The sequence below is a fragment of the Tenacibaculum jejuense genome (genome assembly GCF_900198195.1).
GTDB classification, from domain to species: domain Bacteria; phylum Bacteroidota; class Bacteroidia; order Flavobacteriales; family Flavobacteriaceae; genus Polaribacter; species Polaribacter jejuensis.
This window is the reverse complement of record NZ_LT899436.1, coordinates 2,007,337-2,031,624: the sequence shown is the minus strand read 5'-3', so window position 1 is coordinate 2,031,624 and position 24,288 is coordinate 2,007,337. Positions and strand designations below refer to the sequence as shown.

General features: G+C 29.3%; 22 protein-coding genes. 6 read left to right on the top strand and 16 right to left on the bottom strand.

Annotated elements, in window-relative coordinates:
• Positions 1-417: 417 nt before the first annotated feature.
• The 5 genes from AQ1685_RS09040 to AQ1685_RS09020 form a co-directional block, all read right to left on the bottom strand.
• Positions 418-1,095 (bottom strand): lycopene cyclase domain-containing protein, encoded by a 678-nt coding sequence (locus AQ1685_RS09040; protein ID WP_095071433.1) that lies wholly within the window; start codon positions 1,093-1,095, stop codon positions 418-420.
• Positions 1,095-1,544 (bottom strand): sterol desaturase family protein, encoded by a 450-nt coding sequence (locus tag AQ1685_RS09035; RefSeq protein ID WP_095071432.1) that lies wholly within the window; start codon positions 1,542-1,544, stop codon positions 1,095-1,097. Before AQ1685_RS09035 ends, AQ1685_RS09040 begins: the two co-directional genes overlap by 1 nt.
• A complete protein-coding gene (locus tag AQ1685_RS09030) occupies positions 1,544-2,386 on the bottom strand; it encodes a phytoene/squalene synthase family protein (protein ID WP_095071430.1) in 843 nt (280 codons plus the stop codon). The genes AQ1685_RS09035 and AQ1685_RS09030 overlap by 1 nt, the downstream gene beginning before the upstream one ends.
• The gene (locus AQ1685_RS09025; RefSeq protein WP_095075041.1) at positions 2,383-3,852 is read right to left on the bottom strand and encodes a phytoene desaturase family protein; all 1,470 of its coding nucleotides are present in this window, start codon (positions 3,850-3,852) and stop codon (positions 2,383-2,385) included. The genes AQ1685_RS09030 and AQ1685_RS09025 overlap by 4 nt, the downstream gene beginning before the upstream one ends.
• Positions 3,853-3,934: 82 nt before the next feature.
• Positions 3,935-4,828 carry a MerR family transcriptional regulator gene (locus AQ1685_RS09020; protein ID WP_095071429.1) on the bottom strand — a complete coding sequence of 298 codons (894 nt, stop codon included), beginning with the start codon at positions 4,826-4,828 and terminating at the stop codon, positions 3,935-3,937.
• A 123-nt stretch (positions 4,829-4,951) separates the two neighbouring features.
• Here AQ1685_RS09020 and AQ1685_RS09015 point away from each other — a divergent pair, with 123 nt between their 5' ends.
• From AQ1685_RS09015 to AQ1685_RS09005, 3 genes are read left to right on the top strand one after another with little or no spacing between them, the layout of a single operon-like run.
• Positions 4,952-5,446, top strand: a complete 495-nt coding sequence (locus AQ1685_RS09015) for an RNA polymerase sigma factor (RefSeq protein ID WP_095071427.1) — start codon at positions 4,952-4,954, stop codon at positions 5,444-5,446.
• An 8-nt stretch (positions 5,447-5,454) separates the two neighbouring features.
• On the top strand, positions 5,455-6,063 hold the full coding sequence (locus AQ1685_RS09010; RefSeq protein ID WP_095071425.1) for a hypothetical protein: 609 nt from the start codon (positions 5,455-5,457) through the stop codon (positions 6,061-6,063).
• A gap of 9 nt (positions 6,064-6,072) precedes the next feature.
• Positions 6,073-6,564, top strand: a complete 492-nt coding sequence (locus tag AQ1685_RS09005) for a hypothetical protein (RefSeq protein ID WP_095071423.1) — start codon at positions 6,073-6,075, stop codon at positions 6,562-6,564.
• A gap of 1 nt (position 6,565) precedes the next feature.
• Here the strand turns inward: AQ1685_RS09005 and AQ1685_RS09000 are convergent, their stop codons facing one another.
• The gene (locus tag AQ1685_RS09000) at positions 6,566-7,600 is read right to left on the bottom strand and encodes a threonine aldolase family protein (RefSeq protein WP_095071422.1); all 1,035 of its coding nucleotides are present in this window, start codon (positions 7,598-7,600) and stop codon (positions 6,566-6,568) included.
• A gap of 34 nt (positions 7,601-7,634) precedes the next feature.
• Complete coding sequence (locus AQ1685_RS08995; RefSeq protein ID WP_095071420.1) at positions 7,635-10,010, bottom strand: zinc-dependent metalloprotease; 2,376 nt, start codon at positions 10,008-10,010, stop codon at positions 7,635-7,637.
• A 71-nt stretch (positions 10,011-10,081) separates the two neighbouring features.
• Here AQ1685_RS08995 and prfB point away from each other — a divergent pair, with 71 nt between their 5' ends.
• From prfB to AQ1685_RS08980, 3 genes are all read left to right on the top strand, one after another.
• A complete protein-coding gene (gene prfB / locus AQ1685_RS08990; RefSeq protein WP_095071419.1) occupies positions 10,082-11,176 on the top strand; it encodes a peptide chain release factor 2 in 1,095 nt (364 codons plus the stop codon).
• Between the two features lie 47 nt (positions 11,177-11,223).
• The gene (gene arsC / locus AQ1685_RS08985) at positions 11,224-11,565 is read left to right on the top strand and encodes an arsenate reductase (glutaredoxin) (RefSeq protein ID WP_095071418.1); all 342 of its coding nucleotides are present in this window, start codon (positions 11,224-11,226) and stop codon (positions 11,563-11,565) included.
• Positions 11,566-11,661: 96 nt separating this feature from the next.
• Entirely contained in the window at positions 11,662-14,445 is a 2,784-nt protein-coding gene (locus tag AQ1685_RS08980) for a M16 family metallopeptidase (RefSeq protein WP_095071417.1), read from the top strand.
• 69 nt (positions 14,446-14,514) lie between these two features.
• Here the strand turns inward: AQ1685_RS08980 and AQ1685_RS08975 are convergent, their stop codons facing one another.
• The 9 genes from AQ1685_RS08975 to AQ1685_RS08935 all read right to left on the bottom strand — a co-directional run bounded on the left by AQ1685_RS08975 (position 14,515) and on the right by AQ1685_RS08935 (position 24,253).
• A complete protein-coding gene (locus AQ1685_RS08975) occupies positions 14,515-14,730 on the bottom strand; it encodes a hypothetical protein (protein WP_095071415.1) in 216 nt (71 codons plus the stop codon).
• Between the two features lie 14 nt (positions 14,731-14,744).
• Positions 14,745-14,960 (bottom strand): hypothetical protein, encoded by a 216-nt coding sequence (locus AQ1685_RS08970; protein ID WP_095071413.1) that lies wholly within the window; start codon positions 14,958-14,960, stop codon positions 14,745-14,747.
• A gap of 21 nt (positions 14,961-14,981) precedes the next feature.
• A complete protein-coding gene (locus tag AQ1685_RS08965; RefSeq protein ID WP_095071411.1) occupies positions 14,982-15,161 on the bottom strand; it encodes a hypothetical protein in 180 nt (59 codons plus the stop codon).
• A gap of 167 nt (positions 15,162-15,328) precedes the next feature.
• Positions 15,329-16,099, bottom strand: coding sequence for a hypothetical protein (locus tag AQ1685_RS08960; protein ID WP_095071409.1), 771 nt, complete (start codon positions 16,097-16,099; stop codon positions 15,329-15,331).
• 116 nt (positions 16,100-16,215) lie between these two features.
• Entirely contained in the window at positions 16,216-16,959 is a 744-nt protein-coding gene (locus tag AQ1685_RS08955) for a LytR/AlgR family response regulator transcription factor (RefSeq protein ID WP_095071407.1), read from the bottom strand.
• The gene (locus AQ1685_RS08950; RefSeq protein WP_095071406.1) at positions 16,952-18,850 is read right to left on the bottom strand and encodes a tetratricopeptide repeat-containing sensor histidine kinase; all 1,899 of its coding nucleotides are present in this window, start codon (positions 18,848-18,850) and stop codon (positions 16,952-16,954) included. Before AQ1685_RS08950 ends, AQ1685_RS08955 begins: the two co-directional genes overlap by 8 nt.
• A 146-nt stretch (positions 18,851-18,996) precedes the next feature.
• Positions 18,997-20,313 (bottom strand): sugar MFS transporter, encoded by a 1,317-nt coding sequence (locus tag AQ1685_RS08945; RefSeq protein WP_095071404.1) that lies wholly within the window; start codon positions 20,311-20,313, stop codon positions 18,997-18,999.
• A gap of 3 nt (positions 20,314-20,316) precedes the next feature.
• On the bottom strand, positions 20,317-21,312 hold the full coding sequence (locus tag AQ1685_RS08940) for an isoaspartyl peptidase/L-asparaginase family protein (RefSeq protein WP_095071402.1): 996 nt from the start codon (positions 21,310-21,312) through the stop codon (positions 20,317-20,319).
• Positions 21,313-21,331: 19 nt separating this feature from the next.
• Entirely contained in the window at positions 21,332-24,253 is a 2,922-nt protein-coding gene (locus tag AQ1685_RS08935; protein WP_095071400.1) for a GH92 family glycosyl hydrolase, read from the bottom strand.
• Between the last annotated feature and the right edge of the window lie 35 nt (positions 24,254-24,288).

Below are 24,288 nucleotides of genomic sequence, written 5' to 3'. Positions count from 1 at the left end.
AAGGTATTAAGTTTCTTATTTTTTTTTGGCTCTACCTCTGTATCACTAAATTTCATTAGTCTGAAAACTTCTAATTTTCACTAATTTTCACCTAACAATTCAAGTGCTTTATTTGAATTTAAATCAATTTATACTTCCCTTTATTTACGTAGAAAAGCTAACCTTTTTAGGTTAAAATTATAGAATACAAATAGGGAAAAATCATAGTTAAATCAGCTATTTTTGAAGTATTTTCTCTATTAAAAAGATGATAAAATAGGTTTAGTTAAAGATAATTTAGATCTATTTTTAAAATATGAATTTGAAGTTTTTTTTAGACAAAATTGATTTTTTCTCTGAATAAAAAGCATAAAAAAACTCTTTGTTACAAAGAGTTTGAATTAATCTATATATTGATTTATAATAAGTCGTAAGTATTTACTTTTTAAATTTTTCTATTAAAAACACATTACCAAATAACATCGTAAAGGCATAACCAATATCTTCAATAGGTATAGTTACTAATCTGATAGATAGATTTTCATCGTTATTATACCAAACTACTGGCTCTTCAATTCCTGTACCTGTTAAAACACCATTCACAATAAAAAAAGGAATTAAAATGATTAAAAAAGCAATATAGAAACGTCTTAAATATTCAATTCCATATAAAAAACCAATGAGTAGAATTCCTATTAAAAAGGAATAATTTACTGTTGTGTATGCTTTACCCCAATTTAAAACTAGTACTGGTGCAACTATAGCAATTAGAGCTAACGTAATGAATTTCGTATTCTTTTCTGTTATTAATAAGTTAGGTTTAAAATATTCTAAAGAGTAATGAATGAAAATACTTGCATAAGGAATACAAAAGAAAAATAACCATTCTTCTATCGGCATACCTAATAATAAAAAAGGCAAATGATAATCTGGATTAAATCCCCATACTCCGTTTTTTGTAAAAATAGCATCCCAAATTAAAAAAACAGTCGCTACTATAGTTAAAGACAATAGAACAGCTTTCCAGTGTTTGATAAAACGCATATTCTTTTCAAAAGAATACAACAGAGGAATACTTAAGGAACCTAGATTTAAAAGTAAATAAAGATATACCACTATTTTAAATATTCTTTAAAATACTTAAAAGGAACAAATAACATTCCGAAGCATTCTCCTTCATGTTTTCCTAATTTTTTGTGATGTATTTTGTGAGCTTTTCTTAAACCTCTGAAATACCAATTATCGGTTTTGTCAAACCATTTAAAACGACGATGAATTAATACATCATGAATTAAAAAGTAAGCTAAGCCATAAAATAAAATACCAAGGCCAATAAAAAACAGAAAATTCAACTCGGGGCGAATACCAAAGAAAAAAAGCATCATACTTGGTATTGCAAATACAACAAAAAAGGCATCATTTTTTTCAAAAACATGTGGATAACCTGGTTGGTGATGATCTTCATGTAAATACCATCCAAAACCATGCATTACATATTTATGAGTACACCATGTAATACCTTCCATTAAAATAAATGTACCTAAGGTAACTAAAGCAAATGTCATTAAATCAAGTTTAATTTATATTTTACATAACTTCTAGCCAACAAATTTATCTTCATCGGATTAGAAATCCTAATTCTAGTATCCATAATTTGAGCAGATGGAGTAGCTTTTAACTTATTCAATAGTTTTCTGTAATAACGATAAGCCATGTACACTCCAAACTTAGCATCAACAGGTAATTGTAAAATTCCGTTAGAAAAAGCATAATCAAAATCTGCTTCAATTTCTGCTATTATCTCTTCTTTAGATTTATTATCTAATTCTTTCAAATTTACATTTGGAAAATAAGAGCGATTTAATAGTTCTACATCATCTTTTAAATCACGTAGAAAATTCACTTTCTGGAAAGCAGAACCTAAACGCATTGCAGGATCTTTCAAAGCTTCATATTTACTATTATCACCTTTCACAAAAACCTTTAAACACATTAATCCAACAACATCTGCAGATCCATATATATATTCGTTATATTCTTCTTGTGTTTTGTATTCAGTTTTATGTAAATCAGCACGCATACTTTTTAAGAAAGCTTGTACCATATCATCAGTGATTCCAAACTCATTTACAGTATGTACAAATGAATTTAAAATAGGATTCAAGCTTATTCCAGAATGCTTTGATAAATAATAATCTTTTTCAAAACGATTTAATAACCCTTCTTTATCGTAATCATGAAAAGTATCTACTATTTCATCTGCAAAACGCACAAAACCATATATATTATAGATGTGTGACCTAATTGACTTAGATAACATTTTTGTGGCTAATGAAAATGATGTACTATAACTGTTGGTAACAATTTTACTACACTTATAAGAAACGTCGTCAAATAAATTTTTCATGATAGGTGGTTTTTTAAAATTAAATCTGAAGCTATTTTACCCGAAATTAAAGACGGTGGAACACCAGGACCAGGTACTGTTAACTGTCCTGTAAAGTATAAGTTCTTAACTTTTTTACTTTTTATATTTGGTCTTAAAAATGCCGTTTGTGTTAAGATATTTGCTAATCCGTAAGCATTTCCTTTATATGAATTATAATCTTCTATAAAATCATTAACACAATAACTCTCTTTAAAGATAATATTTTGTTTTACATCTTGATTAGTTAAACGTTCTAATCTTTCAATAATTATGTTAAAGTATTTCTCTCTTATCTCTTCAGTATCTTCTATACCAGGAGCCAATGGAATTAAAAAAGTACCAGCTTCTTTACCATCAGGAGCAAATGAGCTGTCTGTTATACTTGGAAAACTAGCATAGAACAAAGGATCATCTGGCCATCTTGGAGTATCATAAATATCTTTTGCGTGTACATCAAAACTTGTATCAAAAAACAATGTATGATGCTCTACGTTTTTAAGTTTTTTATTGAATCCTACGTAAAATAATAATGATGAAGGTGCAAAAATTCGTTTGTCCCAGTATTTTTCTGAATACTGTCTTAGATTAGCATTTAACAAGGTTTCTGTGTGATGATAATCTGCACCACTCAATAATAAGTCGGTTTGAATTTCTTCTTTGTTAACTGTAATACTTTTTACCTTATTGCTAGCATCAACATTAATACTTTCTACAACTGCATTAGTTTTAAAATCTACACCTAATTGTTTAGCTAAAGCAACCATTCCTTCTATCACCTTGTACATTCCTCCTTTTGGGTGCCAAGTACCAAGTCCAAAATCGGCATAATTCATAAAATTATAGAAAGCTGGCGTATTACTAGGTTTTGCTCCTAGGAATAAAACTGGAAATTCTAATATCTGTATTAGTTTCTGGCTCTTTATTTTTTTTCGAACTTGTTTTCTAATCGTTGAAAAAAATTGCCCCACTCTTACAACTGTTTCTGGAGTAACTAATTCTAAAGGAGATACTCCTGGCCTGTATACAACATCTTTAACTGCTATATTGTAGTTATCCTCTGCACTTTTTATAAATTTTCTTAAGTGTTTAGAACTACCTTTCTCCTCATTCTCAAAAATTTCACATATCTCCTCAAATGTACCTGGAATGGTAATTGAATCATTTTCGCCAAAATAAACTTGATATGCAGGATCTAATTTTTCTAAAGTATAATAATCAGAAGGTTTTTTACCGAAATCTGCGAAGAATTTCTCAAACACATCTGGCATCCAATACCAAGTTGGGCCAATATCAAAAGTAAAACCGTCATTTAAATATTGTCTAGCTCTACCTCCTATAGTATTATTTTTTTCGTAAACCGTTACTTTGTAACCTGATTTAGCCATGTAACAAGCTGAAGATAATGAGGAAAAGCCTGATCCAATTATTGATATAGATTTATTCAATGTTAAAAGTTTTAGATACCCTAAAGGTAAAGAAAATATTTTTTTGTTTAATCGTTTTAATGAAAAATTAAACAAAAAAAAATTACAAGCTGTCTACCATATCTATCAAAGATGGGTAAATTTCAATGTTTGACTTGAAAGTATTCTCTGAAACAGTCATCGCTTTTTTACCTACAGCTATCAGTTTGTTATCAGTTCCTTTTAAAATTTCATCTATTTCATTAAAATAGTGCTCTATTTTGTCGTCACTAGGTTGAATAGTCATAGAAGTAATAAAACAAACTTTCAATTCACCTTCAAAGAAATAATTTAAATTATCTAGAGGTAAACTCTGACCAAGATAAATAGTTTGACAACCTCTAAGAACAAGTTCAAAATTTAGATACATTAAACCTATCTCATGAATTTCACCATCAGGTAAAAATAATACATAAGTATAATCTTCATTTGTTGCTGAGTATTCAAGCTTTTCGGTATTCAACTGAATTTTTTGAATAATCAGATTAGAAATAAAATGCTCATGTGCAGGCATTAAAGTTTTAGTCTGCCATAACAAACCAATGTGATTTAAAAAAGGTATGAAGACTTCTTTAAAAATTTGTCTGAATGTTTTCTTGTGTAAAAGTTTATCGTAAGTACTATTAAACAATACTTTATCAAACTGAAACATCGACATTTTAAAAGCATTAATAGCTTCATCATTTGCTGCAAACTTAAAAGCTAATTCTCTTGTATTTGAAAGAATTTGCTCTTCAGACATTTCTGCAATTTTAGAAATTTTGAAGTTGTGCTTATTTAATAAGGCTACATTCAATAATTTTAATAAACTATCTGCAGAGTAATATCTAATATTCGTATCTGTTCTGTTAGGTTCTAGTAAATTATAACGTTTTTCCCAAATACGGATAGTATGTGCTTTTACTCCAGAGATATTTTCTAGATCTTTTATAGTAAATACTGTCTTTATATTGTTCAACGTTGAAGTGTTTTTATTAAACAAAGATAAGGAATAATACAGTGATTTCTAAAATTTTCTTACAAAATGATGTAACATTTTATATATTACGCCAACTAACAGTGTAACTAACTAAAATATATCGTGCTAAAAAGTCTGGAAGACAAATTTTTAGATGACTTTGAGTCAAATCAAAATATAGTTCATAAAATTTGTAGAATTTATACTACAAATCAAAGTGACCATAATGATTTGTTTCAGGAAATAACTATTCAAGTATGGAAAAACTATGCAAAGTTTAGAGGAGATGCTAAGTTTAGTACTTGGTTGTATCGAGTAGCTTTAAATACTGCTATTTCTTTATTTCGTAAATCATCTAAAAAAATCAAAACTCAAGATATCTCTGATATAGCTTTTAAAATAAAAGCTGTGGAATACGACGACACGCAAGAGGTACAATTGAAATCGCTATACGTAGCTATTCAAAATTTAAATGATATAGATAAAGCTCTCGTATTTCTATATCTAGAAGATAAATCTTACAGAGAAATATCTGAAACTTTAGGTATTAGTGAAGTTAATGCCAGAGTAAAAATGAATCGAGCAAAAGACAAACTTAAAAAAATACTAAACCCATAAACAGTAGTATGGACGTATTAGAAAAATATAAAGAAGCTTGGGATAATCAACCTGAGAATGAAAATAAAGTTTCTAAAAAAGAGATTTATAAAATGATGAAATCTAAATCTTCATCAATTGTAAAATGGATTTTTATTATTAGCATTTTAGAACTTTTATTACCTCATTTGGTATACTTATTTACAGATTATGAGAATTATAACAAAATATATGTAGACCTTGGTATAAAAAAGATTCATGTTTTTGTTTCTATCTTTTTGTATGTAGTAGCCTTGTTTTTCATTTTTAAATTTTACACGAATTATAAAAATATATCTGCAACATCTAGTACTAAAGATTTAATGCATCAAATATTAAAAGTTAGAAAAACAGTAAAAACGTATTTCTTAGTTAATATTACTTTATTTGTGCTATACTCTGTCTTTGTATCTATCACCATGTTATATGATACTTTAAAAACATTATCTGGTTCTAAAGTTTTAATAACCATCATAGTTTTTATCATTTTACTGAGTGTTTCAATAACTATATTTTGGTTAATTTATCAGTTACTTTATGGAATTTTACTTAAAAAGTTGAACAGAAACTACAAAGATTTAGCTAAATTAGAGGAATAAAGTTCTCTTATGAAAAAATTTATATTCCTTTTTACACTACTTACATGTAGTATTATATTTTCCCAAGAAAGTGATACAAACTTTTGGGAAAATGTTCAATTTGGTGGTTCTTTTGGTTTAGGCTTTGGAAATAACTCTACAACTATTGCAATAGCACCAAGTGCAATTTATAATTTTAATCCTAGTTTTGCTTTAGGTTTAGGTGCAGGTTATCAGTATGCAAAAAGAGGAGATTTTAAAAATAACGTATTTAGCAGTAGTTTATTAAGTTTTTATAATCCTATTCCTGAAGTTCAAATTTCTGCAGAATTTGAACAATTATTTGTCAATCGTACTCTTGGAAATATTAAAGATAACTTCAGTTACCCTGCTCTGTATCTAGGTGCAGCATATCGAGTTGGTAGAAATATTTCTATTGGTTTTCGTTATGATGTACTATTTGATGAAAATCAAAGTATTTATGGCTCTGCTATTTCTCCCGTTTTTAGAGTTTTCTTCTAGATTAAAACTTTAACATTTGATAGTTTTGTAAAGCTTGTAACAAAATTTTATGCATTTTATCCGTATAATCTAAATGTGTTACAATTCTGATTTTTCCTTCGCCCATAGGAATTAATAAAATTCCTTTGTCTTCCATATCTTTAATAAAATCATTGGCATTAATATTTTCGTTAACATAAAAGATAACAATATTAGTTTCAATTGGCTCTACTTTTTTAACGTAAGATAATTGAGCTAAGGTCTCACCTATTTCTTTTGCTTTTTGATGATCTTCTTGCAAACGTATTACATGATGATCTAAAGCATAAATTCCTGCTGCAGCTAAATATCCTACTTGTCGCATAGCTCCTCCAAATAATTTTCTAATACGTAAAGCTTTTTCCATATGTTCTTTAGATCCCACTAAAACAGAACCAATTGGCGCACCTAGACCTTTAGATAAGCATATAGAAATTGTATCAAATAACTCTCCGTATTGTTTAGGTGTTTCATTCTTCTCTACAAGAGCATTAAATAATCTTGCTCCATCTAAATGATAACTTAAGTTAAACTGATCTGAAACTTTTTTAATGTTTTTCAATTCTTCAAAATCCCAACAAGCTCCTCCACCTTTATTGGTAGTATTTTCAATACAAACTAATCGAGAATATGGAACATGAATATCCGATCTTCCTTCAGCAGCATATTGCAATTGATCAGCTGTAAACATTCCTCTATCTCCGTCAATTAACTTACAAGATACTCCAGCATTAAAAGCGGCTCCTCCACCTTCATAATTGTATACATGAGCCCATTTGTCACAGAACAATTTATCTCCTGGTTGTGTATGTAGTTTTATTGCTGTTTGATTAGCCATTGTTCCTGAAGGAAAAAATAAAGCATCTTCCATTCCAAACATATCTGCTACTTTTTCTTGCAATAGGTTTACAGTTGGATCTCCTTTAAATACATCATCACCTACATTAGCATTCATCATTGCTTTTAACATTCCTTCTGTAGGTTTAGTAACAGTATCGCTTATTAAATTTACTTGCATGCTGTAATATTTCTTTTTGTGTTGTTGTTTTGTTTTATTTCATTCCTATTGGAGATCCATCAGGAATTTTTAAAGTTTTTTGTTTCTTATTGTATTTAGAAGGATTGCTTTTAAAATCGTTAATCAACAATAAAAACTCTTTGTCAATTACCTTATCACTATTCTTCAAATCCATTGCAATACTATTTATTTTTTCGTTAATAATCGCTTTTCCTTCAAAATAAATAGTGCTGTTGTATAAATAAAATAGATTTGATAAAATTTCGTTTTTAACTACGTTATGCAACCCTCTGTAATAAGAGTCTTTATATTCTTTTTTGAAAGAACTTTTAATTACTGTTGTTAACATTTCATCTAATCCAAGTTGAGAGTTATCAATATTATAATGTTGTAATAAACGATTTACTCGTTCTGGATGAAATAAATAATCTAATGTAAACGCAACATTGGTTTGAATAGCTCCATAAGGATCGAAAGCTACGCCCGATTTACTTTTAAAACTTTCTCTAGTTCTGTTATAACCGTAGGCTCTAGGTGGAAAAAGTGCTAATAATCGTTTCGGAACTGCAATTTCATTTACGTTTATAGTTCTTAATAGTTGTTGCAAGGCTTCACGTTCTACATTTCCTTTAATTCGTTTTACAACAATATCTTTCTGTCCTTTTACAGCATAAGTATAATCAAGACCACCAATTAATTTTGAAGCTGCATCAGTTTGATATCTGTGTAAGAAATACAAAGGAACAAATACATCTTCCAAAACTGAATAAGGTTGGTTACTTTTTATATTATCAATTGAAAAATTCTTAATAGACTTGTTTCTAATTTCTAATATATTTTTTAATTCTTCAGAAGCACTTTTTCCATTATCCCACAAATGAGCGTATGCATGTGCACTTCCTTTTGGTCTTGCATCTGCATCAGAAATAAATCGCAATCCTTTTTGCGAAGCTTCATCTAAGATTTTAACTAAACCTTCTTTTTCTTTACTTGGAAAATCTTGATAAGCATAAGCAACTGTTATTTTATCCCAAGCTCCAATTTTATTATCGTAGGCCTTAGAAAAATCAATTTTACCATTTTTAAGTGTAAGTTTTGGATGCGGATAATCCATTACTGAAGATCTCTCATTTGTACTTGCAGCAAAATTATGTGCAAAACCTAATGTATGTCCGATTTCATGAGCCGATAATTGACGAATTCTTGCTAAAGCCATTTCTAAAGCAAATTTATCTTCACTTTTACCATTTGCATAAGGAGCTTGTAAAGCTTGAGCTATTAGAAAATCTTGACGAATTCTTAATGATCCTAAACTTACATGACCTTTTAAAATTTCACCAGTTCTCGGATCTGAAATATTTCCTCCATAACTCCAACCTCTTGTAGAACGATGCACCCACTGAATTACATTATAACGAACATCTAACGGATCGGCATCTTTTGGTAACATTTTTAACTGAAAAGCATCTTTATAACCAATTGCTTCAAACGCTTGGTTCCACCATCTTCCTCCTTCTAATAAAGCAGAACGTACAGGTTCTGGTGTTCCTCTATCTAAATAATAAATAATCGGTTCAACAGCTTCACTAATTTTTGCATTTGGATTTTTCTTCTCTAGTCTATGTCTATAAATGAATCTTTTTCTAATGGATTGGTCAACTGGAGTTGCATAATCTAAATATGTCATTTGCCAAGAACCACAACGAGGATCGTATACTCTAGGTTTGTATTTATTGTCTGGTAATTCTACGAAAGAATGATGTTGATGAACAGTTACTAAAGAAGCATTTGGAGTTACACTTCGAATATTATATCCCTTAGGTTTTCCTGAAAAAGTAAGCATCAAATCAAACTCTACATTTTTAGGAAAAGCTTTTGTTCTTTCTAAATAAAACGCACTTTTACTCTTATCTAATCTATAATTCCCCTGATTATTAGAAGCTAACCTATCTGCTACTCCATGAGCATCACGCATTAAAAAGTCGGTTGCATTAATTAAGAACTTATTATTTTTTTCTTCAGTAATTATAAATCCATGTAATATCGACTTTGCAAACGCTTCTTTTACGGATTGCTTCTCCTCTATATTTTCTGTAACAGCTCTATAGTTTTGATTGGGTTGAATTAATAATAACTTATTACCTGCTTTAACAAACTTCACTACTACTCCACTTCCTAACTGACCTCTATCTAAACCAATGTCATTAGAACCAACACCTTCCGACAATGCATTGACATATAATAACTCCCTATTTAATTTTGAAATCTCAAGGTAAACTTCATCAGTATTTTCATTATAGTAAAAAGGAATAAATCCTTCGTATTTCTTTACATTTTTCTTTCCTTCAAAAAATTGTGAAAAAGTAGAAATAGCAAAAAAATAACAGATAAAAAATATTGTTTTTTTCATGTAATACTTAGGTTTAGATTTAAAAGGCTGTTAAAAATACTAAATCTTTTTTTTACCTTATTTTTGCCATTATGATTACACACGACCAGTTAAAAAACATAAGTGAACGCGTAGAAAAACTTAAAGGTTATTTAGATATAGAACAGAAATTAATTGAAATTTCTAACGAGGAAGAAAAAACAGCCGATCCTAATTTTTGGAATAATCCTAAGGAAGCTGAAACTTTAATGAAATCGCTACGTTTAAAAAAGAAATGGGTAAATGATTATGATGAAATCGTTGCTTTAAATGAAGATTTAAATGTTCTCTATGATTTTTACAAAGAAGGCGATGTTGAGGAGGATGAAATTACAGAACAATTTGAAAAAACAAATACATTCTTAGAAAATATTGAATTCAAAAATATGCTTTCTGAAGAAGGTGACAGTTTAAGTGCTGTTATACAAATTACAGCTGGAGCTGGAGGGACTGAAAGTTGTGATTGGACAGAAATGTTAACTCGAATGTATACGATGTGGGCAGAAAAACAAGGTTTTAAATTAAAAACTTTAAATTATCAAAGTGGAGATACAGCTGGAATTAAAACAGTTACTATTGAAATTGATGGAGATTATGCCTTCGGATGGTTAAAAGGTGAAAACGGAGTACATCGTTTAGTAAGAATTTCTCCGTTTGATAGTAATGCAAAACGCCACACTTCTTTCTCATCTGTTTATGTGTATCCGGTTGCTGATGATTCTATAGAAATTGAAATTAATCCTGCTGATATTGAAATTACAACAGCTCGTTCTAGTGGTGCTGGAGGACAAAATGTAAATAAAGTAGAAACAAAAGTTCAATTACATCACAAACCTACAGGAATTCAGATACAATGTTCTAATTCTAGATCACAACACGACAACAGAGCTACTGCATTACAAATGTTAAAGTCTCAATTATATGAAATTGAATTACAGAAAAGACAAGCAGCTCGAGCAGACATTGAAGCTAATAAGATGAAAAATGAATGGGGAAGTCAAATTCGTAATTATGTAATGCATCCTTATAAACTAGTTAAAGATGTTAGAACTGCTCATGAAACTGGAAATGTAGATGCTGTAATGGATGGAAACATTAACCCGTTCTTAAAATCATATTTAATGATGATGGGACAGAAAGAGCGCTAGAATTCTATAAATATTATTTACAATTCACTTTAATAATTAATTTAAATATGATCAAAATATATCACAACCCTAGATGTTCAAAATCTAGACAAGGACTGGCTATTCTAGAAGAAAGTAAAAAAGAGTTTTCAGTAGTTAAATATTTAAACGATACTTTAAATGAAACAGAACTAACTGAAATTATTACACTATTAAATATTTCTCCAATTGATTTAGTTCGAAAGAATGAAAGTATTTGGAAAGAAAAGTATAAAGGAAAAGAATTAACTGATAGTGAAATTATTAAAGCTATGGTTGAAAATCCAAAATTAATAGAAAGACCAATAGTTATTCACGATAAAAAAGCTGTAATCGGTAGACCTCCTCAAAAAATTTTAGAAATTCTGTAACAGATTCTCAATAATTAACACTTATTAACAGAGAAAGTGCAAAATTAAATTGCTTTCAGCGTATATTCGCATCAATCATTAATACTTCAATTTACTATGAAAAAAGTTGTAAAACTATTTACACTTGTACTATTTGTATCCCAAATAGTCGTAGCACAGTCTACAAAAATTCCAAATGATCCTTCTGTAAAGACAGGAAAACTTTCTAACGGATTGACTTATTTTGTAAAACAAAATGCAAAACCTGCAAACAAAGTAGAACTTCGTTTAGCAATCAAAGCTGGTTCAGTTTTAGAAGATGAAGATCAATTAGGTTTAGCTCACTTTATGGAGCATATGAACTTTAATGGAACTAAAGATTTTAAAAGAAACGAATTAGTTGATTATCTACAATCTATAGGTGTTAAGTTCGGTTCACATTTAAATGCATATACAGGATTTGATCAAACTGTATATATTTTACCTATTCCAACTGATGATCCAGCTAAACTTGACAAAGGTTTTCAAATTATAGAAAACTGGGCACATGGAGCCTTATTAGAAGGGAAAGACATCGATGAAGAGCGTGGTGTTGTTCTTGAAGAATACCGTTCTCGTAGAGATGCAAACTCTAGAATGTTAGAAAATTATATTGATAAAATTGCATATGGATCTAAATATGCAAAGCGTTTGCCTATTGGAACTAAGGAAAATATTGAAAACTTCAAACATGAAAGTATTCGTCGTTTCTTTAAAGATTGGTACAGACCAGATTTAATGGCTGTAATTGCTGTTGGAGACGCAGATGTAACTGTTCTAGAAGAAAAAATTAAAAAGTATTTTTCTAAAATTCCAGCAGTAAAAAATCCTAGAAAGAAAGAATCTTACACTTTAAAAAATCATAAAGAGACTTTCATTGCAATCGAAGCAGATAAAGAAGCGCCATTCTCTAGTGTAGAGATTATGTATAAAGATCGTGAAGATAGAAAGCCAGTTACTACAGTAGACGGATATAGAAAATCTTTAATCAACAACTTATTCGATCAAATGATCAACAACAGATTTGATGAATTAGTAAATAGTGAAAATCCTCCATTTACTTACGGTTTTAGTTACTATGGTGGAACATTAGCTAAAGATAGAGGAGCATTTCAATCGCAAGCAGGAACTAGTGCTGAGGGACAATTAAAAGGTTTAGAAGCATTATTAACTGAAAATGAAAGAGTGAAGCGTTTCGGTTTTCAAAAAGGAGAATTTGAAAGAGCTAAAAAGAATATTGTTTCTCGTATTGAAAAATCTTTTAAAGATAGAAACAAAAGAGAATCAAGTCGTATAACAGGTGCTTTAGTGAGTGGTTTCTTAGATAATAGACCTGTAGCAAGTGTTGAGTGGAGTTATGAAACTACACTTAAAATGTTACCTTCTATTCAATTATCAGAAGTAAACAATTTAATTAAAAACTATTTACACGATGACAATAGAGTTGTTGTAATAACTGGACCAAAAAAGACAGTTACTGAAGCGCAAGTATTAAAAGCTTTAAACGATGTAAAAACAAAAGAATTAAAGCCTTATGAAGACAAAGCTGTAGCTTCTTCTTTAATTACTAAAGTTCCAACTGCAGGAACTGTTACTAAAACTATGACAAACGACAAGTTAGGTTCAAAAACAATAGTTTTAAGTAATGGAGCTAAAATAACTTTTAAGAAAACTGATTTTAAGAATGATGAAATTTTATTTAGTGCATTCAGTTATGGTGGAACTTCTTTATATACTAACGAGGAATTAAAAGCTACATCTTTTGCTAATGGTGGTTTAACAGAAGCTGGAATTAACGGTTTCAATTTAAATGACATGAGTAAAATGATGTCTGGTAAAATTGCACGAGTTAGACCTTACATTGGTAGTATTAGTGAAGGATTTTCTGGAAGTGCTTCTCCTAAATATTTAGAAGAACTTTTTCAGCAAGTTCACTTATATTTTACTGCTTTAAATAAAGATGAAAAAGCGTTTAAATCATTTGTAAACAAACAAAAAAGTTTCTTAGGAAACGTATTAGCTAGTCCTAGATTTTTCTTCCAAAAAGAAATGGGAGATTTCATGAACGAAGGAAACCCTCGTTACAACGGATTCCCATCTCCAGAAAAATATGAAGCTGCTGATTATAATTTAGCTTACAAAAAGTATCAAGAACGTTTTGCTGATGCTAGTGACTTTAATTTTTATTTTGTAGGAAATGTAGATGAAAATAAACTTACTGAATTAGCTAAAAAATATATTGCAAGTTTACCTAGCACAAACTCTAAAGAGTCTTATAAAGTACATGATTTCCGTCCAAAAACAGGATCTCACAAAAAAGTTGTTTCTAAAGGAAAGGATCCAAAAAGTACAGTAAGTATTAGATATCAAGGTGAAGCTGATTACAATGAAAAAGATGCTTTAGTATTTGACTTTATTGGTGAAGTCGTTGGAATTAAATTAACTGAGAAATTACGTGAGAAAGAAAGTGGTGTATATTCTGCTGGTGCACGTAGTGGTATGAGTAAACTTCCTTATGGAAGATATAGTTTCTCTATAGGATTCCCTTGTGCTCCTGAGAATGTTGATAAATTAAAAGATATTTCTATCGCAGAAGTTGAGTCTTTAATTAAAAACGGACCGTCTGTTGAGGATTTAGAGAAAGCTAAAAAAGGAATGATTAATGACCATAAAGATAACATTAAGAAAAATAGGTTCTGGTTAAATACTTTACAAGGAATTGATTACTCTAATAGTAATCCTGATGATGTATTTACTTTTGAAGAAAGAGTTAATGCTGTTACTGCAAAAGATATTCAGAAATTAGCTAAGAAATATCTTTCTAGTGGTCCTATTTTAGGAATCTTAAATCCTGAAAAGTAAGATTTAAAAAAGTCTATATATTTAAAAAGCTCGCCATTAGCGAGCTTTTTTTATTCTTTACTTTACTTATTAAGCAACATATCCCACACAAATACCTTCTTCTCCATTCGGAGCAGCAAAACATTCCATAACACATCTTGGACTGAAACTTATGCAATCTGAAGCTGTAAAACATTTTTTACTAACTGCACATTTATAAGTAGTCAAACCTTTTCCTCCTTTAATATCTTGTTGTGTCGCTTTGTTTAATATTTGTACGCCTGGTAAATTCAATAATTTTTTCATTTCTATTTTTTTAATTATCTACAATTATTATTAAGTGTTCCCATATCACTGTTCGCTACAACACAGCCATAATTTCCATGACTATCATATCCACAACATTTACCTGGTGTAATAGAACAGATACTGTTATCACATTTTTTTTTGGTTGTAGTAAATAACCCTCCTGTAACACTTTTTTGAGTTCTTTTATCTAGTATTTGAACTCCGTTTAAATTCATTATTTTTTTCATGATTCTGATAATATTTAATAATTAAAATTTTCTTTTTTCTGAGTCGCCTTCTAAAGCACAAAAACATTTAAAGTAGAAAGGATTAGAAGGTCCTTCGTTACATGCATTTTCACAAGTAAAAGAAGCCCAGCCTCCTTTAATTTTTTGCTGTGTACTCCTATCTAATATCTGAGTACTTTTTAGATTTAATATTTTTTTCATGATTAATATTTTTAATTCATCCAATATCAAACCTTTATAAACCTCATACAAGCTAGAACTCACGAACGTTATTGATAAATGTATTAACGCTTTTCATTTTAAGTCATAAAAAAATCCTCTCACTTTTTAGGTGAGAGGATCTATTTTTAAAAAATTTATGTAGTCTATTAATTAGATAAAAAAGTTCTAAAATCTTCAATAAAAGAATATTCTGTATATAAACATCCTCTTTGATTTCCTTGTGGTCTTTTAAATCTAGCAATTACAACATTTCCAGGTGTATTAGCATCAACAGTAGAAGTTTCTATTCTACATTCTACTCTATTTATATACGATTCGTTAGTTGATGCATTTGTTAACGGATGAGCTGAAGAAATAACCTCTGGGAAATCAACTTTAAGAAGATTATAATCTATACCGTTAGGAAAGTACAATTCGATACAATGTTCGTTTAAAATAGCATTTAGGTAATTAGAAAATGATCCTACGGGAGATAACAGTAATAAATCTACTTCTAAAGTCGGTGGTTCTTCTTCTTCATTAGGTCTACTACAATTAAAAGAAGGATCACCATAAAGTTCTAAATATTCCATCTCAAAAGATTCTAGAAAAGGATTAATTGAGTTATCAGTATTTAACACATCAATTAAACTAACACTATTTCCATTATTATAAATAGTGTTCATTACTTCAGAAAAATAATCTCTTGCATTTGGATGTTTTATTAATACTTTTGAGAATAGAATACCTACAGATTGTAGCAAATTTTCATCATAGTTTACCAGTGTTTCTCCAAAGTCTCTGCTATTTCTCTCTTTTAAGTTTGATACTTGTTTAATTGTTTGTGTAACTTCTATATTATCAATGGTTTCATTCTCTTTTGAACATGAAAATATTAATAGTAAGGATAAAAAACACAATACATTAAATTTACTCATAATTTATAATTTTAGTTGAAACTAAATATTCAGTTTATATAATATCAGGTATTTGTATTAAAGTGTAAATTCAATTCACTAACGTAAGAAATAAATTCACTATCGCTTGTATCTTATTATTTAAAGATTTCTTGTATGATAAAATCTTTTCGTCTACTAGAAACAGGAACTTTATGAGTTTCATTTATAATTAAATGACCATTTTTATTGTATTGAATTACATGTTTTTTATTAATTAAATACGATTTATGGCAACGAATAAAAATATCTTTAGACAGTAATTCTTCCATCATTTTAATTGGTTTAGACACTACTATTCTATCGTTTTTCTGGGTATAAAATGTTGTGTAATTACCTTCAGATTTACAATAAAAAATATCATCTTCATAAACGATAAAAATGTTTTCCAAAGTCTTTAAAATAATCCTCTTTTTAGCAGATGTATTGGTAAAATGTTCTTTAGAAACCTCAACAGATTTCTCAGTAAAATTATCTACTTTATAACTTTCTATTACTTTCAATACTGCTTCATTAAATTCGGTAGTATCAATAGGTTTTATGATATAATCTAAGGCTCCTACTTTGATGGCTTTAATGGCATGATCATCGAAACCAGTAATGAAAACGATACTTAAGTTCTTATGATCTATTTGAGATAAAATATCAAAACTAGTTCCGTCTTTTAAATGTATATCTAGAAATAATAAATCTGGTTTTAGTTCTTTAATAATTGTAACGGCATCTTTTACAGTGCCAGCTTCACCAATGATCTCTATTTTATCTTTAAAATTAGCTGTTAACTTTTCTTTTACGATTTCTCTAATGTAAATCTCATCATCAATCAGTATTGCTTTAATCATTATTTGTTAATTTATAGGGAATTAAAAACTTTACATATACTCCATTTTCTTCTTTATTTCGTTTTTTCTTATCTAAAATGATAATCTTTTGCTTCGTCGTTTTATAAATAAAATTTGATATTAAATCAGTAGAAACAGACTCTTTTTCTTTACCTTCCACTCTTTGCTTTTGCAAACCAGCTCCATTATCTTCTATAACACATTCGATATACTTTTCTAATAATTTTAATCGAATATGAATACATCCTTTATAATTGATTGTTGAAAAACCATGTTCAATACTATTTTCAATAAAAGGCTGTATTAACATTGGCGGAATATATAAAATATCGTCTTCTTCAAAATTTTCTAATGCTATATTAAACTCAAAACTATCAGGAAAACGAAATAACTGTAATTCTATGTATCGCTTTAATAAATCTAATTCATCTTCTATTAAAACATAATTTTGTAGTGAATTTGTTAATAAAAGTCTTAGTAATCTAGAAAATTTACCTAAATAGCTCACTGCTATATTTTGATCTCCATAGAATTGATTTTGGATAACAGATAAGGTGTTAAATGAAAAATGTGAATTCATTTGTGATCGTAATAATCGTTGTTGAATTTGCATTTCTTGACGCTCATAAGCGTAATTTCTTTGCCTGTAAAATAAATATCCTGTAACTAATAATAGTAAGGCAACACTTGAAAGAGCTATAAGTTTAATATTTCTAGATTCTAGTTTTACATTATCAATTATCGTTTTATTTTTTTCTTGAATTGCTATTTTTTCTTTTTCATTGGCTAATTCTAATGCGTAGAGTTTTTCATTTATTTTTTCTTCTTGTTGCTTCGTACTCTCTTTAATAAATGAAAGGTATTCTTTTAAAATGTCGTCTTCATTTTTTAATGTTCTATTATGAATTAAAAAACGATATTTCATGTAAGAAATAATATGTACTTTCTTAGTATTTACATCTAGTAAAGGTTTTACAGAATCTAGATATTTAGTAGCTATATCATTCTTTTTAATCTTTAAAAATGCTTCTGAAATATTATTATAAGCTTCTATCAAATTATTGTTGAAGTCTATTTTTCGTTCAAAACTTTTACTTAAAACACCTTGTTCTTTGGTAAGCTGTATAACTTTTTTGTAATAAGAAATTGCTTTAGTAAAATCATTATTATAAAAATTTAAAACTCCATATCTTCTGTAAATCTGACGTTTTGAATCGATACTACAATCTATTTTAGATAAACTATCTAATAATGTTACTGCTTTTTCTTTTTCTTTTAAATAATAGGATAAAATTCTAGATTTAGCGATAGCAGTAATTACATACATATCAACATTATTTATCTCATCTGCTATTTTTAAAATTTTATTGTTGAACTGTAATGCTTCTTGATATTTACCGAATATTAAATTTTTTCTTGCTAAGTAATTATACGCGTAAATAAGATCTTTTTTAAACTTCTCTTTATCTGATATTTCTATAAAATTTCGAGCTATACTTATTGCGTTTGTAATATTACCTTTGAGATTTTCCATTTCCCAAGCACTTCTAAAAAAGAAAATTGTTCTAGAACTTGAATTAGGCTTTTTTACTAAAGAAATTGTTTTATGAAAGTAATGTCTAGCTGAATCAAGATTATTCTGTTTCTTATAATAATTCCCTTTTAAAAATAAGTTCTCTAATAGCAAAGAATCATTAATTTTTGGGTTTTTATTGAAGATTTTATCAGCTTTATCAATGTAGTAAAGAATAGAATCTTTCTTAGCTTTTCTCGACTTTTTTTGAAGCGATTTAATAGCCTGTAATTTACTTTCTGTAGTATCTAAATCTTTATTATAACTACAACTTATGCAAATTAAAATAAATAAGAAAAAAGCCCCCGTTTTTTTCATTCTATCATTATTATCTTAATCAAAGTTAATTTTTTTTAATGAATTAATTAAAAATCTTAACATACGCTTACTTTTATTGTTCTTAAATTCAAAAAAAAAGACCCACCAAAAAGTGGGTCTCTCAAATTTACGTATATAAATAAGCATTAGCTTTTAACTAATGATTTTGTTCTTCCGAAATACCAGATGTAAGCATAACAAATTAATGTAAGTATAAATGCAATTTTAAATCCGAAATAATCAATTAATCCTCCAAACATAAAAGGAACAATAGCTCCACCAACAATTGCCATACATAATAATCCTGAAGCTTGAGCTTTTAAATCTCCTAATCCTTCTAAACTTAAAGTGAAAATAGTTGGGAACATAATAGAATTAAATAATCCTACAGCTAAAATTGACCACATAGAAATTAATCCGGTAGTTGTAATTGATATTACAATCATAGCTACGGCTAAAATTGCAAAAATCGCTAATACTTTACCTGGAGAAATAATTTTTGTCAAATACGCTCCTATAAAACGCCCAATCATTGCTCCACCCCAATAGAAAATCACAAAGATTCCTAATAAAGATTTTGGATCGGAATTTGAAAATGTTTTATTAAAAACACTAGCAATGGTATTTGCAATATTCATCATCGTTTCATTTTGAGAAATGATAGTTGCTAAATTCATATCTTGGAAATAATTCACTAAAAAACTTCCAATAGAAACTTCTGCTCCTACATAAACAAAGATTCCTAACGCTCCAAGTAACATTACTTTATTATTCAGTAATGATAAATAGCCTCCTTTCGGACTTTCTTCCATTACTTTTGGTAACTTTATAAATGAAAATACTAGAGCTAAAACTCCTATAAAACCTGCAATAAATAAAAATGGGGTTTGTACTGTAGCTGCTTCTGCAGCATAGTATTCCGTTTTTGCAACTTCTGATAATTGCTCAATTTCTTCTGATGTTTTTACAGTATCACTCAATAAGAATAAAGCTCCCACAATTGGCGCTATAGTAGTTCCTAAAGAATTAAATGCCTGTGATAAGTTTAATCTACTTGATGCTCCGTTTTCACTTCCTAATAGAGCTACATAAGGGTTTGCTGCTACTTGTAAAACTGTAATTCCACCAGCTAATGTGAAATATCCTGTTAAAAACACAAAGAAACTTCTATACGAAGAAGCTGGATAAAATAACAAACAACCTAAAGCCATTATTGTTAACCCTAAAACAATTCCTTTTTTGTAACCTATTTTACTTAATAGTTTTCCTGCCGGAACAGAAACTACAAAAAAAGCTGTAAAAAAAGCAAATTGAACCAATACTGTTTTCGCATAAGACATTTCGAAAACATCCTTTAAACGAGGAACTAAAGAATCTACCAATACTGTGATAAATCCCCATAAAAAGAATAAAGTGGTTAAAAATATAAAAGCTGTTTTGTAAGATTTATTGGTTGTTGTCATAAATTATGATTTGTCTTTTAAATAAAAATCTGATTTAATGTTTTTGTATCCTTTATTATCAAATTTGCTATAACTAAACCATTCGTGAATAGCATAACTTCCTATTTCTCCTTTCTTATTCATTGCGATATAACAAACTTGAAAGTTTTTAAAATCGCTATTGGGCTTTGTTACAATTCTTTTAATCGCTTCTTCACAAGCTTGTTGTGGTGACATTCCTTGTCGCATTAATTCTACAATTAAAAAACTTCCTACTGTTTTTAAAACTTCTTCACCTAAACCTGTAGCTACAGCTCCGCCAACTTCATTATCGATAAATAATCCAGATCCAATAATTGGTGAATCCCCTATTCTACCTCTTAGCTTATACGCTAAACCACTTGTTGTACATGCTCCTGAAAGATTTCCATCAGCATCCATTGCTAACATTCCAATGGTATCGTGATTTTCAATATTAATTATCGGTTTGTATTCTGATTTCACTTTCCATTCTTCCCAAGCTTTTTTTGATTCCTCAGTTAAAAGATCCTCTTTTTTAAATCCTTTTGAAACCGCAAATTGCTCAGCTCCTTTACCTGATAATAATACGTGAGGTGTATCTTCCATAACCTTTCTAGCTACAGAAATTACATGCTTAATATTTTCTACACCAACTACAGCTCCGTAATCACCTTTTTCATTCATAATACAAGCATCTAAAGTCACAAAACCATCTCGGTCTGGTAATCCTCCAATTCCTACAGTTTGATTTTTAGGATTTGCTTCTTCTACTCTACATCCTTGTTCAACTGCGTCTAAAGCTGTTCCTCCGTTTTGTAAAACTTTGGCTGCTGCGTTTACAGCATCTGGTGTATTCCAAGTAGCTATTACTAAAGGTTTATTTACAGTGGTAACTGTTTGAACTTTTACTGGTTCTTCAGGTTTCTTTTCTGTTTTACAACCTGTGATTAAGACAGTAGCTAACAAACCTACACTAAATAACGTTGCTTTATTTATCATTTTTCTTCCTTTAGTTCTATTATTTTATCATTATTTCGTCAATAAATATCCAAGACTTACCATTATGCTTGTATCCTAAATGCCATTCTGGTAAATCACCCAGTTTTTTAGCAACAACTTTTACATACCTCACATTACTTCCTTTCAAATGCATTGTTACTTCTTTTATATTAGTATTTTCTTTAGGTTTAGCTGAATCAATTTTTAAATCAGCTACTTGCTTGTACGTTTTTCCATCTACAGAAGTATAATATGAAACTGATGTTGGTAAGAATATCCAACTACGTTGATCTTCTAAATAATTTGTACTGATACTTTCAACCCACTTTTCTTTTCCTAAATCGACAGTTGCAACTACATCTACATTAGAATATCCTTGCCAAGTTCCAGTTCTAAAATCTCTGGCTCCTTTTATTCCATCGATTAGTGCATGATCACCTCCAGCATTATATTGATTTGCATATGCTGTTTCTAAAGAAATTTTAATATTCGGATCAATTTTCACAAAGTTTGTTTTAATAACTGCACTTTTAGTCTCTCCTATTTTTGAATAAGCTGATAACTTTGTCTTTTCTGAAAGTTGAATCGGTTGCTCGTATTTTTTAAATTCTCCATCATTTAATTTGAAATATACTTCAGCATTTGTGTCAGCATTCGCTAATACAACTTGGGTATTTCCTTTAAAAGCTACTTCTCCTTTCTCTATGAATGGAGCAGGAACAATTAAATGATCTTCTATACTACTCTTTGGTAAAGTATTTTCTTGTGTTCCCCAATTACTTGGTGAATTTGTCATTTCAAATTCTAAAGAACCTCCGTTTACAATTTCCTCATGTGATATAAAAGTTCGATCTAAAGTTTTACCATTTAATCTCGCGTTTTTAATGTATTTATTTTCTGCATTAATTCCTTCAGCAACTACTGTAAATGTTTTACCGTTTTCTAAATGGATTGTAGCTTTTTTAAGTAATGGTGTACCAATAATATATTCGTTAGAACCTGGCGTAACAGGATAAAATCCTAACGAACTAAAAATATACCAAGCGCTCATTTGTCCGCAATCTTCATTTCCAGAAATACCATCTGGAGCATTTGTGTATTGCTCTGTTAAAATTTGATATATCTTCTCTTGCGTTTTACTTGGTTTCCCTACATAATTATACAAATATGCCATATGATGACTTGGCTCATTTCCATGTGCATACTGACCAATTAATCCGGTAATATCTTTTTGATGACGCCCTGAAGTATTTGATTCAGCAGCAAAAAGTGTATCTAAATTCTTTTCTAAAACAGAAACTCCACCTAATAATTTTATATATCCTGAAACATCTTGAGGAACATAATTACTGTATTGCCAAGCATTCGCTTCTGTATAATTAAAGTTTACTTCATACGGATCGAAAGGTGCAAACCAAGTATTTCTGAATCGACCTCTCATAAATTGTGTTTTCGGATCGAAAATATTCTTGTAATACTGTGCGCGTTGAATATATTCTTTATAATCTTCTTCTTTTCCCATTTGTTTAGCCATCTGAGCGATTGTCCAATCGTCGTAAGCATATTCTAATGTTTTAGAAACCGATTCACTTTCTTCTTCCACAGGAATATATCCTAAAGATTTATAAGACTTTAATCCTAACTTATCTCTTGTCGCAGAATGTTTCATTGCTAGCAAAGCTTTTTCTGCGTCGTAATCTTTAATTCCTTTTAAATATGCATCTGCAATTACTGGAACGGCATGATAACCAATCATACAACCTGTATAATTAGCAGATAAATCCCAAATTGGCATAATACCTCCTTCGTCATATTTTGCTAAAAATGTATTAATGAAATCATTCGTTCTATCTTGCTCAATAATTGTATATAGTGGATGCGTTGCTCGATAGGTATCCCAAAGAGAGAAAACTGTGTAATAATCAAAATCTTTCGTTTCATGAATTTTTAAATCCATTCCTCTGTAACGACCGTCAACATCTTGATATAAATTCGGAGCAATCATTGTGTGATACATAGATGTATAGAAATTGACTTTATAATCTTCGTTATCACTTTCAACAACTATTTTTCTTAATTGCTTTTCCCAAGTTTTTTGAGCTTCTTTTTTAACTGTTGAAAAAGTTTTATTTCCTATTTCTTGTGCTAAATTCTTTTTCGCTCCCTCAATATCTACCGCTGAAATTCCTATTTTAACATAAACCGGTTCATTATTTGGGTTAACAAGTTTAAAAGCATAACGTTCAGCATTTTTTTGAGCATAATGTTCAAAACTAGTATCGATAGGATGTGAAAGCTGAATTGAATAAAATAATTTTTGATTTGTAGCCCAAGCTTTTGAACTTCTACTACCTTTAAATTCAGTATTCGAAACTATTTCTAAAGAAGCATTTAATAACTGATCTCTATGTTCTAAATCTAAAACGATCACTTGGTTTTCAGCAGAAGGAAACTGATACTTATGCATTCCACTACGTTTAGCAACAGTAAGTTCAACATCAATATCAGTATCATCTAAATGTACTTTGTAAAATCCTGGTTCTGCTTTTTCTTTATCATGTGAAAATTTAGAACGATAACCTTCTTCACCATCTGCTCCATTATTAAAAGTTACTTTATTTGTTGGCATCAATAAAATATCGCCATAATCAGAAACACCAGTTCCGCTTAAATGTGTGTGCGAAAATCCGTAAATATATTCATCAGAATAATGATAACCAGAGCAACCATCCCAACCATCTAAGCGTGTATCTGGACTTAATTGCATCATTCCGAAAGGCGTTGTTGCTCCTGGATATGTATGTCCATGACCACCAGTTCCTATAAAAGGATTAACATAAGTTAATAACGATTTTGTATCTTGTGCATGAGAAATTTCTCGCTTTTTACAACTAATAATTGAAAAAATAACTAGTATAAATAGCAGTTTACTAAAATTCATTTGGTTTTGTTGTTATTTTGAAAATTCTAAGATAA

Coding starts and splice junctions, on each gene's coding strand:
- AQ1685_RS08960 (WP_095071409.1), bottom strand. CDS start 16,099: ATGAGTAAATTTAATGTATTGTGTTTTTTATCCTTACTATTAATATTT.
- AQ1685_RS08935 (WP_095071400.1), bottom strand. CDS start 24,253: ATGAATTTTAGTAAACTGCTATTTATACTAGTTATTTTTTCAATTATT.
- AQ1685_RS08945 (WP_095071404.1), bottom strand. CDS start 20,313: ATGACAACAACCAATAAATCTTACAAAACAGCTTTTATATTTTTAACC.
- AQ1685_RS08980 (WP_095071417.1), top strand. CDS start 11,662: ATGAAAAAAGTTGTAAAACTATTTACACTTGTACTATTTGTATCCCAA.
- AQ1685_RS08970 (WP_095071413.1), bottom strand. CDS start 14,960: ATGAAAAAAATAATGAATTTAAACGGAGTTCAAATACTAGATAAAAGA.
- arsC (WP_095071418.1), top strand. CDS start 11,224: ATGATCAAAATATATCACAACCCTAGATGTTCAAAATCTAGACAAGGA.
- AQ1685_RS09010 (WP_095071425.1), top strand. CDS start 5,455: ATGGACGTATTAGAAAAATATAAAGAAGCTTGGGATAATCAACCTGAG.
- prfB (WP_095071419.1), top strand. CDS start 10,082: ATGATTACACACGACCAGTTAAAAAACATAAGTGAACGCGTAGAAAAA.
- AQ1685_RS09005 (WP_095071423.1), top strand. CDS start 6,073: ATGAAAAAATTTATATTCCTTTTTACACTACTTACATGTAGTATTATA.
- AQ1685_RS08995 (WP_095071420.1), bottom strand. CDS start 10,010: ATGAAAAAAACAATATTTTTTATCTGTTATTTTTTTGCTATTTCTACT.
- AQ1685_RS08950 (WP_095071406.1), bottom strand. CDS start 18,850: ATGAAAAAAACGGGGGCTTTTTTCTTATTTATTTTAATTTGCATAAGT.
- AQ1685_RS09035 (WP_095071432.1), bottom strand. CDS start 1,544: ATGACATTTGCTTTAGTTACCTTAGGTACATTTATTTTAATGGAAGGT.
- AQ1685_RS08965 (WP_095071411.1), bottom strand. CDS start 15,161: ATGAAAAAAATATTAAATCTAAAAAGTACTCAGATATTAGATAGGAGT.
- AQ1685_RS09000 (WP_095071422.1), bottom strand. CDS start 7,600: ATGCAAGTAAATTTAATAAGCGATACTGTTACTAAACCTACAGAAGGA.
- AQ1685_RS08955 (WP_095071407.1), bottom strand. CDS start 16,959: ATGATTAAAGCAATACTGATTGATGATGAGATTTACATTAGAGAAATC.
- AQ1685_RS09030 (WP_095071430.1), bottom strand. CDS start 2,386: ATGAAAAATTTATTTGACGACGTTTCTTATAAGTGTAGTAAAATTGTT.
- AQ1685_RS08940 (WP_095071402.1), bottom strand. CDS start 21,312: ATGATAAATAAAGCAACGTTATTTAGTGTAGGTTTGTTAGCTACTGTC.
- AQ1685_RS08975 (WP_095071415.1), bottom strand. CDS start 14,730: ATGAAAAAATTATTGAATTTACCAGGCGTACAAATATTAAACAAAGCG.